This window comes from Lysinibacillus sp. GbtcB16 (genome assembly GCF_019091145.1).
GTDB lineage: Bacteria > Bacillota > Bacilli > Bacillales_A > Planococcaceae > Lysinibacillus > Lysinibacillus fusiformis.
In genome coordinates, this window is sequence record NZ_JAGXJV010000004.1 from 1 (window position 1) to 17,257 (window position 17,257).

At 39.0% G+C, this 17,257-nt stretch carries 21 protein-coding genes and 3 pseudogenes; 4 read left to right on the top strand and 20 right to left on the bottom strand.

Annotated features, from left to right (window positions below; all coding sequences use genetic code 11):
- The first annotated feature begins 270 nt into the window (after nucleotides 1-270).
- A complete protein-coding gene (locus KVT27_RS16080; RefSeq protein WP_036121535.1) occupies nucleotides 271-927 on the top strand; it encodes a hypothetical protein in 657 nt (218 codons plus the stop codon).
- 39 nt (nucleotides 928-966) lie between these two features.
- Here KVT27_RS16080 and KVT27_RS16085 read toward each other — a convergent pair whose 3' ends face one another.
- Nucleotides 967-1,641: a KinB-signaling pathway activation protein gene (locus KVT27_RS16085; RefSeq protein ID WP_217581626.1), complete on the bottom strand. Its 675-nt coding sequence runs from the start codon at nucleotides 1,639-1,641 to the stop codon at nucleotides 967-969.
- Nucleotides 1,642-1,792: 151 nt separating this feature from the next.
- On the opposite strand from KVT27_RS16085, the gene gerD reads away from it, so the two are divergent.
- Nucleotides 1,793-2,401 (top strand): spore germination lipoprotein GerD, encoded by a 609-nt coding sequence (gene gerD / locus KVT27_RS16090; RefSeq protein WP_036121541.1) that lies wholly within the window; start codon nucleotides 1,793-1,795, stop codon nucleotides 2,399-2,401.
- Nucleotides 2,402-2,457: 56 nt separating this feature from the next.
- On the opposite strand, the gene KVT27_RS16095 is transcribed toward gerD, so the two are convergent.
- The 3 genes and pseudogenes from KVT27_RS16095 to KVT27_RS16105 form a co-directional block, all read right to left on the bottom strand.
- The gene (locus KVT27_RS16095; protein ID WP_036121544.1) at nucleotides 2,458-3,513 is read right to left on the bottom strand and encodes a P-loop NTPase; all 1,056 of its coding nucleotides are present in this window, start codon (nucleotides 3,511-3,513) and stop codon (nucleotides 2,458-2,460) included.
- A gap of 72 nt (nucleotides 3,514-3,585) precedes the next feature.
- Nucleotides 3,586-4,299: an N-acetylmuramoyl-L-alanine amidase gene (locus KVT27_RS16100; RefSeq protein ID WP_008175554.1), complete on the bottom strand. Its 714-nt coding sequence runs from the start codon at nucleotides 4,297-4,299 to the stop codon at nucleotides 3,586-3,588.
- Between the two features lie 131 nt (nucleotides 4,300-4,430).
- Nucleotides 4,431-5,309 (bottom strand): annotated as a pseudogene (locus KVT27_RS16105) (DUF4822 domain-containing protein); the annotation flags it as partial.
- A 447-nt stretch (nucleotides 5,310-5,756) separates the two neighbouring features.
- Here KVT27_RS16105 and KVT27_RS16110 point away from each other — a divergent pair.
- On the top strand, nucleotides 5,757-6,365 hold the full coding sequence (locus tag KVT27_RS16110) for an ankyrin repeat domain-containing protein (RefSeq protein WP_036121550.1): 609 nt from the start codon (nucleotides 5,757-5,759) through the stop codon (nucleotides 6,363-6,365).
- Between the two features lie 42 nt (nucleotides 6,366-6,407).
- Nucleotides 6,408-6,850, top strand: a pseudogene (locus tag KVT27_RS16115) (nucleoside deaminase).
- A gap of 117 nt (nucleotides 6,851-6,967) precedes the next feature.
- Here KVT27_RS16115 and rpsI read toward each other — a convergent pair.
- The 16 genes and pseudogenes from rpsI to rplO all read right to left on the bottom strand — a co-directional run bounded on the left by rpsI (nucleotide 6,968) and on the right by rplO (nucleotide 17,239).
- The gene (rpsI, locus tag KVT27_RS16120; protein WP_004233744.1) at nucleotides 6,968-7,360 is read right to left on the bottom strand and encodes a 30S ribosomal protein S9; all 393 of its coding nucleotides are present in this window, start codon (nucleotides 7,358-7,360) and stop codon (nucleotides 6,968-6,970) included.
- A gap of 25 nt (nucleotides 7,361-7,385) precedes the next feature.
- Nucleotides 7,386-7,823, bottom strand: a complete 438-nt coding sequence (rplM, locus tag KVT27_RS16125) for a 50S ribosomal protein L13 (protein WP_004233742.1) — start codon at nucleotides 7,821-7,823, stop codon at nucleotides 7,386-7,388.
- Nucleotides 7,824-8,002: 179 nt separating this feature from the next.
- Nucleotides 8,003-8,743, bottom strand: a complete 741-nt coding sequence (gene truA / locus KVT27_RS16130; RefSeq protein ID WP_036121581.1) for a tRNA pseudouridine(38-40) synthase TruA — start codon at nucleotides 8,741-8,743, stop codon at nucleotides 8,003-8,005.
- A 13-nt stretch (nucleotides 8,744-8,756) separates the two neighbouring features.
- The gene (locus KVT27_RS16135; RefSeq protein WP_036121584.1) at nucleotides 8,757-9,554 is read right to left on the bottom strand and encodes an energy-coupling factor transporter transmembrane component T family protein; all 798 of its coding nucleotides are present in this window, start codon (nucleotides 9,552-9,554) and stop codon (nucleotides 8,757-8,759) included.
- Complete coding sequence (locus tag KVT27_RS16140; protein ID WP_217581627.1) at nucleotides 9,551-10,423, bottom strand: energy-coupling factor ABC transporter ATP-binding protein; 873 nt, start codon at nucleotides 10,421-10,423, stop codon at nucleotides 9,551-9,553. The genes KVT27_RS16135 and KVT27_RS16140 overlap by 4 nt, the downstream gene beginning before the upstream one ends.
- Nucleotides 10,399-11,244 (bottom strand): energy-coupling factor ABC transporter ATP-binding protein, encoded by an 846-nt coding sequence (locus tag KVT27_RS16145; protein WP_036121589.1) that lies wholly within the window; start codon nucleotides 11,242-11,244, stop codon nucleotides 10,399-10,401. The genes KVT27_RS16140 and KVT27_RS16145 overlap by 25 nt, the downstream gene beginning before the upstream one ends.
- Before the next feature lie 425 nt (nucleotides 11,245-11,669).
- Entirely contained in the window at nucleotides 11,670-12,050 is a 381-nt protein-coding gene (gene rplQ, locus KVT27_RS16150; protein WP_008181938.1) for a 50S ribosomal protein L17, read from the bottom strand.
- Nucleotides 12,051-12,107: 57 nt separating this feature from the next.
- The gene (locus KVT27_RS16155; RefSeq protein WP_004233733.1) at nucleotides 12,108-13,052 is read right to left on the bottom strand and encodes a DNA-directed RNA polymerase subunit alpha; all 945 of its coding nucleotides are present in this window, start codon (nucleotides 13,050-13,052) and stop codon (nucleotides 12,108-12,110) included.
- A gap of 139 nt (nucleotides 13,053-13,191) precedes the next feature.
- The gene (gene rpsK / locus KVT27_RS16160; protein WP_004233731.1) at nucleotides 13,192-13,581 is read right to left on the bottom strand and encodes a 30S ribosomal protein S11; all 390 of its coding nucleotides are present in this window, start codon (nucleotides 13,579-13,581) and stop codon (nucleotides 13,192-13,194) included.
- 25 nt (nucleotides 13,582-13,606) lie between these two features.
- Nucleotides 13,607-13,972 (bottom strand): 30S ribosomal protein S13, encoded by a 366-nt coding sequence (rpsM, locus tag KVT27_RS16165; protein ID WP_004233729.1) that lies wholly within the window; start codon nucleotides 13,970-13,972, stop codon nucleotides 13,607-13,609.
- Nucleotides 13,973-13,996: 24 nt separating this feature from the next.
- Nucleotides 13,997-14,110: a 50S ribosomal protein L36 gene (gene rpmJ, locus KVT27_RS16170; RefSeq protein ID WP_000868344.1), complete on the bottom strand. Its 114-nt coding sequence runs from the start codon at nucleotides 14,108-14,110 to the stop codon at nucleotides 13,997-13,999.
- Between the two features lie 37 nt (nucleotides 14,111-14,147).
- Nucleotides 14,148-14,366 carry a translation initiation factor IF-1 gene (gene infA, locus KVT27_RS16175; RefSeq protein ID WP_004233690.1) on the bottom strand — a complete coding sequence of 73 codons (219 nt, stop codon included), beginning with the start codon at nucleotides 14,364-14,366 and terminating at the stop codon, nucleotides 14,148-14,150.
- An 86-nt stretch (nucleotides 14,367-14,452) separates the two neighbouring features.
- A pseudogene (locus KVT27_RS16180) lies at nucleotides 14,453-14,530 on the bottom strand (type I methionyl aminopeptidase); the annotation flags it as partial.
- A 249-nt stretch (nucleotides 14,531-14,779) separates the two neighbouring features.
- Nucleotides 14,780-15,433 (bottom strand): adenylate kinase, encoded by a 654-nt coding sequence (locus KVT27_RS16185; RefSeq protein ID WP_025116434.1) that lies wholly within the window; start codon nucleotides 15,431-15,433, stop codon nucleotides 14,780-14,782.
- Between the two features lie 70 nt (nucleotides 15,434-15,503).
- Nucleotides 15,504-16,799 carry a preprotein translocase subunit SecY gene (gene secY, locus KVT27_RS16190; RefSeq protein ID WP_036121593.1) on the bottom strand — a complete coding sequence of 432 codons (1,296 nt, stop codon included), beginning with the start codon at nucleotides 16,797-16,799 and terminating at the stop codon, nucleotides 15,504-15,506.
- Nucleotides 16,799-17,239, bottom strand: coding sequence for a 50S ribosomal protein L15 (gene rplO, locus KVT27_RS16195; RefSeq protein WP_008181708.1), 441 nt, complete (start codon nucleotides 17,237-17,239; stop codon nucleotides 16,799-16,801). Before rplO ends, secY begins: the two co-directional genes overlap by 1 nt.
- Between the last annotated feature and the right edge of the window lie 18 nt (nucleotides 17,240-17,257).

The following is a 17,257-nucleotide window of genomic DNA, read 5'->3' on the forward strand; positions in this document are numbered from 1 at the left end:
AAAAGAAATTTGATTAGCTCAAATTGTTTTGCTGGCATCAATTTTGATGTCCAAAATTTTGTTTCGTTCACTAGCTAGGCTAGCTACTTAAAACTTTATTGATTACGTTTTGCTTGTTCAGTTTTCAAGGTTCATGTTGTTTGTTTCACTGTCACCTCTTGGCGACTTATACATAATAACATCGATTATTCATGAAAGTCAACACTAAATCATAAGTTTTTTTAAAGAGACTTATTTTTTATTTTAAATTATAGAAACGAGGTTGTTATTATGATCCGTAAAACGTTGATTTCACTGCTTCTAATCGGAATTCTCTTTGTTTTTCTAAAGCCTATAAATTCTACGATGATTTCTGTATTTAATATTGCGAACGCACCAGTTGTCGTTACAAAAGGTCATTACGGTACATCTCTTGTTGTCGAGGTTTCTTTCTCTGATGAGTCTCTAATGGATTGGCTTAAAACGGTAAAAGAGCCTTATCCGCTTCTTCTTCTAGATACAGATTGGATCAAGCGTTCCCCAGACCATATAAAAATTATTCAAGAACGGAAATTACCTACAGGACTACTCGGACCAGAGGATTCAATAGAGGAACCTATTAACATTAAGCTTGTACAAAAGGATATTGATATTTATGAACAATATTTGAAGGAAAAGCCACTTTGGTTTGCTACTCGGAATCACCAGTATTCACAAGACTTACAAAAATCTCTGTTTCAGCAACAAATGAATTTGCTATCTCCATCCCTTATTTGGCAGGGTGAGAAAACACCAAAACTCCAGAAAGGTGACTTTGTCTTTGTTCCATTACACCAAGATAGCTCCATTACTTTTAAAGAACTTAATACTTTCATACAGCAACATAAGTTTATGTCGATTGAGGAAAATATATTTGGCTATAAAGTACAAACTAAAAAATCTCCATAAAAAAAATTGCCTCTATTTTGTAGGAGGCAATTTTTTCATTTAAGCATTTTTTGCTTGTTCTTGGCGCGCTTTGCGGCGTGCTTCTAATTTTTGACGATCCTCATCAGATTTTGCATTATATTTTGGCAATACTAATAATTGATATGCATTAACCGCCAATAACGGGAATAATAATAACGCGACGTATTCATTAATATTTTCATCACGACCCATTAACGCAATTGTCCATTCCAGGGTTGTAATGACAATCATGAAGAACAGAGCAGAAATGAATACATGTTTTTTCCCTGTTAACTTTACTTTTTGAACGGCTGTAGCTATGGCTCCAAAAATGAGGACAATTAATAATCCAACATAAAACAACCAGCTTTGTCCATCCTTTACACCAGGTACAAAACGGAAGAAAATAATATCAAAAATAGTAATTGCAATGAGTAAAAGCTGTACCCAATTCCACAATGTAAGTGTTCTAAAGATATTTACACCTACTTGATGGAGTGTTAAATAAGCGAAAAAGCCAGCCTGTGCAATAACACTCATTGTAAATCCTAAGAAGACCATCCATAACAGTCCAGCGAAAAATTCTCCCCAATGACCGTTTGCTATGTATGGTTGGAAGAAATCCCAGCGAATAAATAAACTAAAACCTCCGTTGACTACCCCACCAACGAGCATTGCAAAGAAGAAAAACTTTGCCCAATTTCGTATCGTCACAACTAAAAGTCCCCCAATTTCTCAATATATCTGTCCTTATTTTATCAATGCATTGTTAAAAAAGCTATTTCTCATCTTTCCCAATACATAAAGTCATCAGAAATGTGAACAATAATTGAAAGAGTCTATCTATAGAAAGGACTGATTGTCGATGCGAAAATTCACCTTATTACTGATTCTAATGCTATTTCTTTCTGCCTGTTCACAAGATAAAACCTCTACTATGTCCTATGATGAAATAAAAAAAATCATGATTGACTCTTTACAAACAGAGGACGGTAAAAAGGCATTGCGACAGCTTTTAGAAGAGCCAAGTTTCCGTGAGCTGTTGATTTTAGAGCATGATGAAGTGAAAAAAGCTACTGAGGAAACATTACTTTCCAAGGAAGCTGAAGACTTTTGGAAGAAAACCTTTGAAGATCCAAAGTTTAAGGAAACCGTTGCAAAAAGTATGCAAAAACAGCAACAGGATATTATGAAGGATTTAATAAAAGATCCAACTTTCCAAAAGGATATGGAAGCCTTTTTTGGACAGCCTGATATGCAGAAACAGCTAGAGACTATCCTTAAATCATCCAATATGCGAAAGCAGATGGAGGAAGTAGTGAAGGAAACGATCGAAAGCCCTTTAATGCAATCAAAATGGCAAGAGCTAATTAAAAAGAGTGGCGAAACAACTTCATCTGGAAGTGGCGATAAGAAAGAAGCAAGTGGTGAAAGCGGTGGCAGCGCTGATAAGGAGCAAAAAGGCACTGAATAATCGTGGGATTATTAAAAAAAACGGATTTCCTTCAAAGGATGGAAATCCGTTTTTTATTATTTATTTAATTTTTCAATGATTGTCGTCGCGATGTCTAAATAAATTTGTCCGGTAGTATGTTTTTCAGCATATACAGAAGGTGCAAAATCAGCATCAGTCCAATCTGGTTGACCAAGTGGAATTTGACCAAGTAGCTCCGTACGTAGCTCTTCTGCTAGTTTAGGACCTCCGCCTTGCCCAAAGACAAACTCTTTTTCACCTGATTTCGATTGGAACCAAGCCATGTTTTCAATGACACCTAAAATTTCATGGTCCGTTTGTAGCGCCATGGCACCTGCACGAGCTGCAACAAATGCTGCTGTTGGGTGAGGCGTTGTGACTACAATCTCTTTTGATGAAGGTAACATTTGATGAATATCTAATGCAACATCACCTGTGCCAGGTGGTAAATCTAATAATAGGTAGTCAAGCTCTCCCCACTCTACATCACGGAAGAATTGATCTAATACTTTACCTAGCATCGGGCCACGCCATACAATAGGAGCATTATTTTCTACAAAGAAGCCCATTGAAATCATTTTTACACCAAAGCGATCTACTGGGAAAATACGATTATCGACTACTTTAGGCATATCCGTTACACCCATCATATCGGGCACACTAAAACCGTAAATATCTGCATCGATTAAGCCCACTTTTTTGCCTAGACGAGCTAGGGCAACTGCTAAGTTAACCGAAACTGTAGATTTACCTACTCCACCTTTACCCGAAGCAATTGAAATAACTTGAACTGTGCTAAGCGGTGATAAAATATCCTGTGCTTCAGATTCTGTTGCTGTGCCACGGAAGCTTTGAAGCTTTTCTGCTGATAGCTCTTCAAAACGAATACCAACCGTATTTACACCCGCTTCTTTTAACATCTCAACAATTTTCATTTGTAGTTGTAATTGTTCAGGTGTATTCAATTTAGCAATCGCAACTTTTACACTGACATGATTTTTTTCTTCTTTTATTGCTACGTTTGTAATACCATCTGTTTCTGCAAGCGATTTATGTAAAAATGGATCTTGTAGTTGTCCTAGTATTTCTCGTACTTGTTGTTCAGTAATCACGACGAACACTCCCCTTATATTGTCTCCATGTTAGTATATCATAAATGATTTAATTTACGTTGTGATGTTGCTCTACTCAACTTTGGCTAATAAATACTCTTCTATACCTTCAACAATTGCATCTGCCATTTTTTCTTGGTAGTTCTTATCTGTTAATAACGCTCGCTCTTCATCATTACTAATAAATCCAGTCTCTACTAATGCCGCAGGTACTTCTGCTTTTTTCAGTAAATAGATCTGCTTAATAGACAATGCTTCTCGGTCTGTATTTTTTAAATTAGTACGAATCGACTCTTGAATACTTTTTGCAAGGATCTCACCGTCAGCATGTCCTTCCTTATGATAAAACACCTGTGCACCACGCCATTTTGTTTCCGGAATCGCATTGGCATGAATGGTAATAAACACATCTGGTTTTTCTTTCTCTACAATATCCTTTCTTAAAAAGATATCTTGTTTTTTACGCTCTCTTAATGTTCCATATTTTTCTGATGGCGCATGTTCATCAATAACATCACCACTTTTTGTTCTTGTCATGATGACTGTTGCGCCTTTCTTCTTCAATTTCTTCTCTACATGCTGAGAAATTGCAAGTGTAATATCCTTTTCAATGACTTCGCCCTTCGAAGCTCCTCCATCCTCTCCACCATGCCCTGCATCAATGACAATCTTTATGCCACCAAGTGGGTCTGGTAAAAAGAAGTTACGGTCCGAAGCATTTGTTTCATATGCCACGAACACTATACTCATAAGCATAATTACTCCTAGTGCCAGCCAGCGCTTCACCCATATCCACCACCCTTTTACATTTAGTGTACGAAGTTAGTGGATAAACTATGCCATAAAGAAAAAAAAACTCACAAGTATTCAACTTGAGAGTTTTTAATTTATTTTATATAGAGGGAGGATAAACAATTTTATTGCAGTGTAAATTCTGGTTTATATTCCCCTTCATATGGTTCATGCTCAACAAACACAGTTATCTCATTTCCATCTTTATCTTTACCTGTTCGTTTATACGTAAACTTCTTTTCATTCATTTCAGTAATTTCAAGAGCCACACCATATTTATTATCACCAAGTGAAACGTGAGCTCTGATTTTATTATCATGAATGACGTCAAAGTAACCATAGTCGCCGCGACTCTCGCCTGTTTCAGGATTAAAGAATTCATATTTATTCGTTTCTGCATCGTATTTTGCAATACTAATGAAATTTGAATTAAATTCGGTTACATCATTACCATCTTCATCTAAAGCAACTGTGCCCTGCCACAATGTATTCGCTAAAATTTCATCACCATCTACATCAGTTACGATATCACCTGTAGCCGCATTAAGAGTTTTGTCTGGATCTGTAAATGTAAGCTCTTTTTCCTGATAAGGAATATGCTCTACAAAGACTTCTACATCGTTACCAGCAGCATCTTTACCCATTCGTTTATAAGTGAAAATATCTTTGTTTAATTCTGTGATCTCTACAAGCGCTTGATAATTTTTGGACTCAGAAATTAAGATTCTTTGTTTCCCATCATTTGTAATGAAAAATGTTCCCTTATCATCACGACTTTCACCAGTAGTAGCATCAAAGAATTCGTAATGACCTGTCTTCACATCATATTTAGCCAAGCCAATAAAGTTTGAGTTTTCCTCAGTTAAATCATTGTTATTTTTATCGTATACTTTTGTACCTTGCCAGTTTGTAGCACTAAGAATAGTAGCCATTTCTTGACCCTTTGTTAGTTCCTTCTGTGCTTGTTCTTTCGTTGTATTATCTGTAGCTGCGCTTTCCGTTTTTGTTTCCTCACTATTTGAAGTGTTGCCTTTCGCAGGCTCCTTATCTTGACATGCTGCAAGTAGTGCCATTGCTGCAACAGATACAATCAATAATTTTTTCATACCTACTTACCTCCATTTTTGCTTTATATTTTTTAACTACACCCGCCTATCTCTTGAAAGGCTTGCTGTAGCTTTCATAATTTATATTAAAATGAATTGTTAAACTCCCTCTAAATAATTTCTTAAAAAAGCATAAACTTATCCGAAAATATTTTTAATAATTTTAAATCTGTGCAGAATTAACAATTATTATGCTAAGAAGACGATTTAAATGTTTTATAAATATACTAAAGAGCGTGTCTTACTATATGTAAAAGCTAAGCGTAGTATATTTTTTTCATATTATTCGCTCTAGATGTTACGTGTTACCATATTTTTATAATATGGAAAGAGAAGGTGATAGAGATGAGCGATCATTTAATTATTGCCGCTGCAAATGGAGAAACTGATAAAGTCCTAACACTTCTACAAGAAGGGGCCGATATCAATGCCACCGATCAATTAGGCAGAACGGCGATAGTAGCAGCCACTTATTATAATCAGGTGGAAACAGTAAGGGCTCTTATTCAGCATGATGCGGACGTAAATATTCAAGATAATCATCTAGAAAATGTACTCCTCCATGCAGGGGCATCAGGTTTTCTAGAAATCGTGAAATTAGCCATCGCTGCTGGTGCCAATACGAAATTGACGAACCGCTTCGGAGGAGTGGCCATTATCCCCGCTGCCGAACGGGGTCATGTAGAAGTAGTTCGTGTCCTCCTAAACCATTCAGATATTGATATCAATCATATTAACAATTTACATTGGACAGCTTTAATGGAAGCCGTCATTTTAGGGAATGGCGGTGAGAGACATCAAGAAATCGTTCAACTATTAGTGGATTATGGGGCAAATTTGAATATTACTGATAGAGATGGAGTCACACCGTTACAGCATGCAAAACAACTAGGTTTTCATAAAATAGAGCTAATTTTAAAAGAGGCTGAGTCAGAAGGTTGTAGTAAGCGTTAATATAAGGAGGTATTTGATGATCCATCCTACTGATTTAACGTAATTAAATGTATCGAGCTAGCCAAAGATGCATTGGAAGCAGGTGATGAGCCCTTTGGTTCAATCCTTGTAGCTACGAATGGCGAGGTGTTTGCCGAAGACCGAAATTATGTGTCTGGTGGCGACCATACGCAACATCCTGAGTTTGCATTAGCACGTTGGGCAGCTAAAACTTAGGAAAGAAATATCGCAACGGTTTATACTTCTGGTGAACATTGCCCTATGTGTGCAGCGGCCCATGGTTGGGTTGGTTTAGGGAGAATTGTTTATCCTAGCTCGTCCAAACAGCTTGCACAATGGTTGAAAGATATAGGCATCTCTACTACCTCTCGCGTTCGTCATTTATCTATTCAAGAAGTGAGTCAAGATACACACCTATTGATGGTCCAGCTCCTGAACTAGCTACACAGGTACATCAGCTCCATCGACAATTCCATCAGAAATAATATTGAGCAATCTTAGGACAACAACTCCAAAGATTGCTTATTATAATGGCTACTCTTTTCACACAAAAAGACCCTTTCCACAAAAGTAGAAAGAGTCTTTGATAGAAAAATTTGAAATTAACGTTTTGAGAACTGAGGTGCACGACGAGCGCCGCGTAGACCTGGTTTTTTACGTTCTTTCATGCGTGAATCACGAGTAAGTAATCCAGCTGATTTTAATGCAGCACGGAAATCTGGGTCTACTTGAAGTAGAGCACGAGCGATACCGTGACGAACAGCACCAGCTTGACCAGTGTATCCACCACCGTTAACGTTTACGTGGATATCATAGCTTCCTGTAGTTTCAGTAGCTACTAATGGTTGTTTAATTACTTCACGTAATGCAGCGAATGGTACGTATTCTTCGATTTCACGTTTGTTGATAACAATTTTACCTGTACCTGGTACTAAACGTACGCGAGCTACAGAGCTTTTACGGCGACCAGTGCCGATGTATTGAACTTGTGCCAAAGTAATATCCTCCTCTTAATTTATATTATCCGCGAAGCTCGTATGCTTCTGGTTTTTGTGCAGCATGTGGATGCTCTGTTCCAGTGTAAACATTAAGTTTAGTGAACATTTTACGACCTAAAGAGTTTTTAGGAAGCATTCCTTTAACTGCTAATTCGATCATTCTTGTTGGGTACTTGTCTAGCATTTCACCAGCAGTACGAGTTTTTAAACCACCTGCGAATTGAGTGTGGTGACGGTAAAGTTTACCTTCTAATTTGTTACCAGTTAAATGGATTTTGTCAGCGTTGATGATGATTACGTGATCACCTGTGTCAACGTTTGGTGTGAATGTTGGTTTATGTTTACCACGTAAGATTGCAGCTACTTCAGAAGCTAAACGTCCAAGAGTTTGGCCTTCTGCATCAACTACTAACCATTTACGGTCTACTTCGTGACCTTTAGCCATGAATGTTGTACGCATGTATATATCCTCCTAATCGATTCGATTACCGTTATTTTTCATTAAACTACACTATAAGTTTTCGGGGCTTATTTGTGGTGGTAATGAAAATACCATCTGTTATCATATAATGAATGACTTTTAAAGTCAAGCAATTTCATTAAACACCTGGTAAAGTTGTTTCGAGGTTGAAAGTGACACTAATAGAACACTTTTTCTAAGTACAAACCTTGTGGTGGCGCAGTTTTCCCAGCTTTATCTCGATCTTCTGAAGCAACTACCAGAGCTATATTTTCAATCGTCCGGCGATCAATACCCACTTCCCACAATGTACCTGCAATAATTCGCACCATATTATATAAGAAGCCACTGCCTTCAATAACCATATGAAGCTCTTCCCCATGCCACTCAAATTGTAATGAGGTGACTGTCCTTACTTTATCCTGAACACTTGTATTGGCTGCGCAGAAGCATGAAAAGTCATGTGTCCCAATGATAGCTTGAGCAGCCTTCTGCATGGCAACTACATCAGGTTTGACCCCGTTTGTCTCAACGGTATAATGTCTCCTAAATGGATTTTGAATAGGCTCACAGGACCAAATATAACGGTATCGCTTCCCAGTTACACTATAGCGTGCATGAAAATCATGTTCTACTTCTTCTACAGACATTACGCGAATATCTCTAGGGAGCTGCACATTCAAAGCTTTGCGATACTTGTCAGCTGGAATGGCTAGTGGTGTATCAAAATGCAATGTTTGCCCTGTTGCATGAACCCTAGCATCTGTACGTCCACTTGCGGTTACCTTCACCTTTTCCTCTTTATGCATAATGGCTAATACACGTTCTATTTCTGCCTGCACGGTGCGTTCCCCAGGCTGTACTTGATAGCCTGAGAAAAGTGTACCGTCATAGCTAATAATTACTTTTAATCGTCGCATAAAGCATACTCCTTTAGCTTCTATAGAAGAATAGCAATACACCTATTGCTACTAATAATACAAGCGCAAATGTATCACCCATATCCCATTTTAGCCTACGATATCTAGTACGCCCTTCCCCTCCGCGATAGCCTCTTACTTCCATCGCTGTGGCTAAATCTTCGGCCCGTTTAAATGCGCTCACAAAAAGAGGTACTAGTAATGGCACTACAGCTTTAATACGGTCTTTTATTGGGCCTGAGGATAGATCAGAGCCTCGTGCCATCTGTGCTTTCATAATCTTATCTGTTTCATCCATTAAAGTTGGAATGAAGCGTAAAGAAATCGACATCATTAAAGCTAATTCATGGACAGGTACTTTCAATGCCTTCAGAGGATTTAAAAGAACTTCAATACCGTCTGTAATGGAAATCGGTGACGTTGTTAAAGTTAAGATAGATGTTATAAATACTAATACTAGAAAACGTACTGAAATATAAATCCCACGTCTAATCCCCTCATCGTATATGGTAATATACTTCGAGTCAAAAACGGGAACGCCTTCCTTCGTCATAAAAATATGAAGCAAGAAGGTAAAGGCCATCAAAAAGAGAACCGGTTTAAGACCATTTATCAAAAAATACAAGCGAATTCGTGATATTAATACAACAAGAAGCGTGAATGCCAAGAGCATAGCATACGTCACTGTATTATTGGCCAAAAATACTATAATAATAAAAGCAAAAACAAAGATTAGCTTAGAGCGTGGATCCAGTTTATGAACGGGAGAATCTCCAGGTAAGAAGCGTCCAAAAATCATTTTTTCCATCATGATTCCGCACGCTCCTCTCCTAGCAGTTGAGCAATTTCAACTGCAAGTTCTTCTTCGGTCAAGCAAACTTTTGATAAGGGTTTCTCCATCATTTGCTCTATCTTTTGTTGAAAGCGGACAATGCGCGGTGGTTCTAAGCGGAAGCTCTTTAATGTATCAACATCCTTAAATATATCTCGTGGTGTTCCACTTAAAACATTTTTACCTTCATGCATAATCACAATATTATCAGCATATCGAGCAGCATCTTCCATGCTATGCGTCACTAGAATCGTTGTCAGGTGACGTTCCTGATGAAGCTGATAAAACATATCCATAATTTCTTTCTGACCACGTGGATCTAAGCCTGCGGTAGGTTCATCCAACACAATTACTTCAGGCTCCATCGCTAAAACACCTGCTATCGCTACTCGACGCATTTGACCTCCCGATAAATCAAACGGAGATTTATCTAGAACGTCTTCTGGTAACCCCACTAAGCTGACAAGTTCTCGTGCCCGATCTTCGGCTTCCTTTTCTGGTACGCCAAAGTTCATGGGACCAAACATAATATCCTTTAACACAGTTTCTTCGAATAATTGATGCTCAGGGAATTGAAAGACGATACCGACCTTTTGTCGTACAGCTTTTAAATCCTTTGCTTTTTTTCCGGCTACCACTACACGATCCCCGATATGTACTTCTCCTGAAGTAGGTTTTAGAAGCGCATTAAAATGCTGGAGAATAGTTGATTTACCCGAACCTGTATGACCAATAATTGCTTGATACGTGTGTGATGGGATATCGAATTCTACATCGAATAGTGCCCGTTTTTCAAAAGGCGTCCCTTGTGCATAAGCATAGCTTACTTGTTGAAGTTTGATGTCCATAAATCATTCACCAACTCTTCTTCTGTCATATGTTGTCCCATTAACGGAACACCTTCCTTTTGCAATAGCTTTGATAACTTTAGGGCAAATGGCAAGTCTAGTCCAAATTCCACTAGCTTGTCCCCAAGAGCAAATATTTCAGCAGGGATACCTTCTGCAAACTTCTTCCCATCATTCATAAAGAGTACACGATCTGCTAGCATCGCCTCTTCTAAATCATGGGTGATGGATAGGACAGTAAGTCCTGTTTCAGCACGTAAAGTTTGAACAGTTTGCAATACCTCTCCACGTCCCTGCGGATCTAGCATAGAAGTAGCTTCATCTAATATAAGAAGCTTCGGCTTTAAAGCAAGTGCTCCTGCAATCGCAACACGCTGCTTTTGCCCTCCTGATAAATGGTGTGGCTCATGATCTAAAAAATGGCTCATTTTTACTTGTTCCAGTGCCGCATGAACACGCTGTACCATTTCTTCAAAAGGCACGCCATTGTTTTCCAATGCAAACGCAACATCATCCTGTACGGTTGCACCGACGAATTGATTGTCCGGGTTTTGAAAAACCATCCCCATGAGAGAACGGGACTCCCAAAGGTTTTCTTCACTTAATGGCTCTCGTAAAATGCGGACATCTCCTTTTTGAGGAAATAGCAAACCATTCATCAACTTTGCTATGGTCGACTTTCCAGAACCATTATGTCCTACTATAGCAATCCATTCTCCCTCTTCAACGGCGAAGCTAACATTTTCGACAGCATTACGACTAGTTGGTTCTTCTGGTGTATATGAAAAAGTCACATTATTTAAAGATAAAATTTCAGGCATTTCTAGAACTCCTCTCTACATGCTCAGCTCTACTAACTAACTTACACTTTTTTATGTATGAATTCTACTACAATCCTTATGTCGATAAAAGTAAAATACTAAAATAATGAAACGTTCTCGTCATGCTATGATTTGGGGAAAACATTAAACCCATATATTAAAAAAAGCACCACAAATTGGCGCTGTCCTTAGTAATAAAAAAGCGCGCACCTCATTCAATAGAAATGCGCTAGTCGTTACATTTTCAAGAAATAAGGGTGCTCAAGCCCTTATTTCTCCTGAATGAGGTGCGGAGAGCTAAACGAGACGCCACACCTTAGTGTCCGCTCATCATAACGCTCAGCTTAATTATTTGTCGTATAAATCGTTTATAAAGAAAGAGGGTGGTGATTCCCACCCTCTTCACCACAAGTTTTCTCTTATGATTAAACTAGTTCAATCACAACTACAGGTGCACCGTCACCACGACGAGGACCTACTTTAAGAATACGAGTGTAACCACCTTGACGCTCTGCATAACGTGGTGCAACATCATCAAATAACTTTTGAAGTGCAAATGATGTTGATTCGTTACCTTCAGCATCAGTCGTTGTTACTAGTTCACGACGGATGAATGCAGCAGCTTGACGGCGTGCATGTAAATCTCCGCGCTTACCTAAAGTAATCATTTTTTCAACAGCTTTACGTACTTCTTTAGCGCGAGCCTCAGTAGTTTCGATACGCTCGTTGATGATTAAATCAGTAGCTAAGTCACGTAACATCGCTTTACGTTGAGAACTTGTACGACCAAGTTTTCTGTAACCCATGGATGTTTCCCTCCTTTATAGAAAAAAATCTGACCTTGTTAGTTTTGTTTAAATCGCTTAGTCTTCTTTGCGTAATCCTAAACCAAGCTCTTCTAACTTCGCTTTTACTTCTTCTAGTGACTTACGTCCAAGGTTACGAACTTTCATCATGTCATCTTCTGACTTATTCGCAAGTTCTAGTACTGTGTTAATACCAGCGCGTTTTAAGCAGTTATAAGAACGAACAGAAAGGTCAAGTTCTTCGATAGTCATCTCTAAAACTTTTTCTTTTTGATCTTCTTCTTTTTCGACCATGATTTCAGCAGTTTGTGCCTCATCTGTCATGCCAACGAAGATGTTAAGATGCTCGGTTAAAATTTTTGCTCCGAGCGAAATCGCCTCTTTCGGACCGATGCTGCCATCTGTCCACACATCAAGAGAAAGTTTATCGTAGTCAGAAGACTGACCTACACGAGTATTTTCCACTTGGAAATTGACGCGTGATACTGGAGTGTAAATAGAGTCGATCGGGATCACGCCGATAGGAAGATCCTCACGTTTGTTTTGATCAGCAGGAGTGTAACCACGGCCGCGTTGTGCGTACATACGCATACGTAAATGACCGTTTTTAGCGATTGTTGCAATATATAGATCAGGGTTTAAAATTTCTACATCACTGTCATGTGTAATGTCAGCAGCCGTAACTGTACCATCGCCTTTTACATCAATCTCAATAACTTTTTCTTCGTCAGAGTAGATTTTAAGAGCTAGTTTTTTCACGTTCAAAATGATTGAAGCTACATCTTCTACTACGCCTTCTACAGTTGAGAATTCGTGAAGAACGCCATCAATTTGAATGGACGTGACAGCAGCTCCTGGTAATGAAGACAGAAGGATACGACGTAAAGAATTACCCAAAGTGTTTCCATATCCGCGTTCAAGCGGTTCTACAACAAACTTTCCATACTTGGAATCTTCGCTGATCTCCACCGTTTCAATCTTTGGTTTTTCAATTTCGATCATTTTATTTACCCTCCTTCAAAACATCGAATGTATAGGTTCTTTCCATCATAGATTCGATCGTCAATGACGTATCGTTTATTATCTGCACAAGACAGTCTGTACAAAAAATGATGTTCTCATACAATATGAGACGCACCCATTACACGCGACGACGTTTTGGCGGACGGCAACCATTATGAGGAACTGGAGTAACGTCTTTAATAGCAGTTACTTCTAAACCAGCAGCTTGAAGTGCACGGATTGCAGCTTCACGACCAGCACCAGGACCTTTAACAGTTACTTCCAACGTTTTCAGACCATGTTCAAGGGATGTTTTAGCAGCAGTTTCTGCAGCCATTTGGGCAGCGAATGGTGTAGATTTACGTGAACCACGGAAACCAAGAGCACCAGCACTTGACCAAGATACAGCGTTACCTTGCATATCTGTAATCGTTACGATTGTATTGTTAAATGTAGAACGAATGTGTGCAATACCAGATTCGATATTCTTTTTCACACGACGTTTACGAGTTTGTTGTTTACGAGCCATGTTAAGAAGGAACCTCCTTTACCAATTATTTTTTCTTGTTCGCTACAGTTTTACGAGGACCTTTACGCGTACGCGCATTGTTCTTCGTATTTTGGCCACGAACAGGTAAGCCACGACGGTGACGGATACCACGGAATGAACCGATTTCCATCAGACGTTTAATATTTAATGAAGTTTCGCGACGTAAGTCACCTTCAAGTTTGTAAGAATCTAATTGTTCACGGATTTTGTTTAACTCATCTTCAGTTAAGTCGCGTACGCGTGTATCTTCTGAAATACCTGCGTCAGCTAGTACTTTCTGAGCTGTAGTTTTACCAATACCGAAAATGTACGTTAATGAAATTACCACGCGTTTGTCGCGAGGAATATCAACACCAGCAATACGTGCCATGTACGTTGTGCACCTCCTTTAGAATTAACCTTGTTTTTGTTTATGTTTAGGATTTTCACAGATTACCATTACTTTACCGCGTCGGCGAATTACTTTACATTTTTCGCAGATCGGTTTCACAGATGGTCTCACTTTCATCTAACCTAACCTCCTTAGTAGTCCGGAGCGCAAAAGATTATTTAAAACGGTATGTGATACGACCGCGAGTTAAATCATAAGGAGATAACTCGATAGTAACCTTATCTCCAGGTAGAATACGGATAAAGTGCATACGAATCTTACCAGATACGTGTGCTAGAATCACATGTCCATTTTCTAATTCTACCTTAAACATCGCGTTTGGCAAAGTCTCAACAACTGTCCCTTCGACTTCAATTACATCATCTTTCGCCATCTACTCTGTCTCCTCTCTATATGCAAATTAAAGTTCTCATCGTTACATCAAACGGATATCTGCTGCAACTATAGAAGCAACCTCGTTTCAACATATGTTTGGATTGTATGAGAGATGTTTGAAAGACGCTCGTCTGGTTTCGCTTCACACAATCCACGGAATATCCAGAACCTATAAGGGCACTGTAACTCCCATGTTTACACGAATACCGGAATGTCTTTGATGAGATATTCATACCCGTTACACAGATGCTTCCACGAAACCCATTATACTCCTCCAAAAGCTATGTTGCACTTTTTAGAAGAAATATATACCGGGCACAATATGCTTTTGCAACTCTCAAAAAAATTATGTTTCGTTGTTGCTCCCGCATGCCTCCCGCGGAAGCAGTATTCTGCGCCCGGAGCCGGGTATCAGCTGCGGCTGCCCTGTAAAAGAGCATCAAGATCAGCAAACACTTTGTTTATATCTTGCTGTCCATCTATATTAGTTAACACACCTTTTGATTGATAGAAATCAAGTAAAGGTTGTGCTTGTTTCATATTCACTTCCAGACGGTTCGCAACCGTTTCAGGATTATCATCGGCACGTGTGTAAAGCTCGCCACCATCTTTATCACATTTTCCTTCCTCAGCTGGAGGATTAAAAATTAAATGATAGGATGCGCCACAAGTTTTACAAATGCGTCGACCTGAAAGACGAGCAATTAACTCATCCTTTTCAACTTGAATGTTTAGAGTATGTTCAATTGCCTTACCAAGATCAGCAAGAATGCTATCTAAAGCTTCAGCTTGAGGAACAGTACGTGGGAAACCATCTAATAGGAAGCCCTTTTCACAATCAGGTTTAGCCAGTCGCTCACGAACAATACCAATCGTTACTTCATCCGGTACTAGAGCACCTTGATCCATAAACGACTTAGCTTGTAGGCCAAGTTCTGTACCTTCTTTAATAGCAGCACGGAACATATCGCCTGTAGAAATATGAGGAATCGCGTACTTCTCAACAATTTTATCTGCCTGAGTACCTTTACCAGCACCTGGCAGACCCATTAAAACGATATTCATTAGGAAATATTCCTCCCACCAAAGGTTTGCTGATTTAAGGAAACGATGGAACGTTCCCTAAAAACCAACATTATTTCATAAAGCCTTTGTAGTGACGTTTAACAAGTTGAGATTCTAGCTGTTTCATCGTTTCGAGCGCTACGCCGACTACGATAATAATACTAGTACCACCGATTTGCACTGAGGCAGGTAAATTCATAAAGTTAATGAATAAAATCGGCATTACAGCAATAACAGTTAAGAATATCGCACCAACAAATGTTAGACGATATAACACGCTTGTTAAATACGCTTGAGTGTTTTCACCAGGACGAATACCCGGAATATAAGCACCTTGTTTTTTCAAGTTGTCTGCCACATTTTCAGGATTCACTTGTACGAATGCATAGAAATATGTGAACGCGACGATCAATGCAACGTAAATAATCATTCCAACAGGTTTCGTATAATCAAACGTGTTTTCTATGAAAGTTGTTACGTCGTTTTGACCAAAGAACGTAGCTAACGTACGTGGTGTAACAATAAACGCTACTGAAAAGATTACCGGAATAACCCCTGCAGCATTTACTTTTAAAGGTAAATGTGTTTGTTGACCACCAGCTTGTTGATTACGTCCAGTAACTCGTTTTGCATATTGAATTGGAATTTTACGTAGTGCTTGTTGCACGTATATAACTCCAACTACAACTGCGAGTAAAACCAATACAAGCAATGCAAGGATTACGATATTGATAAATAATTTATCACCAGCACCCTCGATTTGCTGTGCAAAGATTTGGTTAATTCCTGTAGGCAATGCTGCAACGATACCTGCGAAGATTACAACAGATATACCATTACCAACACCGTGTGCAGTAATTTGCTCTGCAAGCCATACAAGGAAAGCTGTCCCCGCTGTCAATACAATGGCGATTGTAACATATGTTAGAACCCCTTCTTCTTTAATCAATGATCCGCCATACATTCTATTAAAACCGAATGACATTGCGAATGATTGGATGAAAGCAAGAATAATAGTAAAGTAGCGAGTGAATTGTGCAAGTTTACGTCTTCCGACTTCACCTTGCTTTGCCCATTCAGCAAACTTCGGTACTACGTCCATTTGCAATAACTGAACAATAATTGAGGCTGTGATGTAAGGCATAATTCCCATCGCGAAGATAGAGAAGTTCTTTAAAGCACCACCGCCAAAAGTATTCAGGAAACCAACGAGGTTAAACTCATCAGTTGCCTTTAATACATTTGCGTCAACGTTAGGCACTGGAATGAATGTTCCAATACGGAAAACGATTAACATTAAAAGTGTGAAAATGATTTTATTTCTTATATCTCGAACACGCATAAAGTTAGAGATTGTCTGAAACATTAAATCACCTCAGTAGTTCCGCCGGCATTCTCGATTGCTTCTTTAGCTGAAGCTGAGAATTTATGAGCTTTTACAGTAAGCTTTTTGTTAAGAGTTCCGTTGCCAAGAACTTTAATTCCAGCTTTTTCATTACTCACAAGACCAGTTTCAAGTAATAATGCAGTTGTTACCTCTGCACCGTCTTCGAAACGGTTTAAAGCATCAAGGTTAACGATCGCGTATTCTTTACGGTTAATGTTCGTAAAGCCACGTTTTGGTAAACGACGGAATAATGGGTTTTGACCGCCTTCAAAGCCTGGGCGTACACCGCCACCAGAACGAGCGTTTTGACCTTTATGACCTTTACCTGCTGTTTTACCGTTACCAGAACCGATACCACGACCAACGCGGTTGCGTTGCTTACGAGAACCTTCTGCTGGTTTTAACTCATGCAGTTTCATAGTGGGTGGCACCTCCTT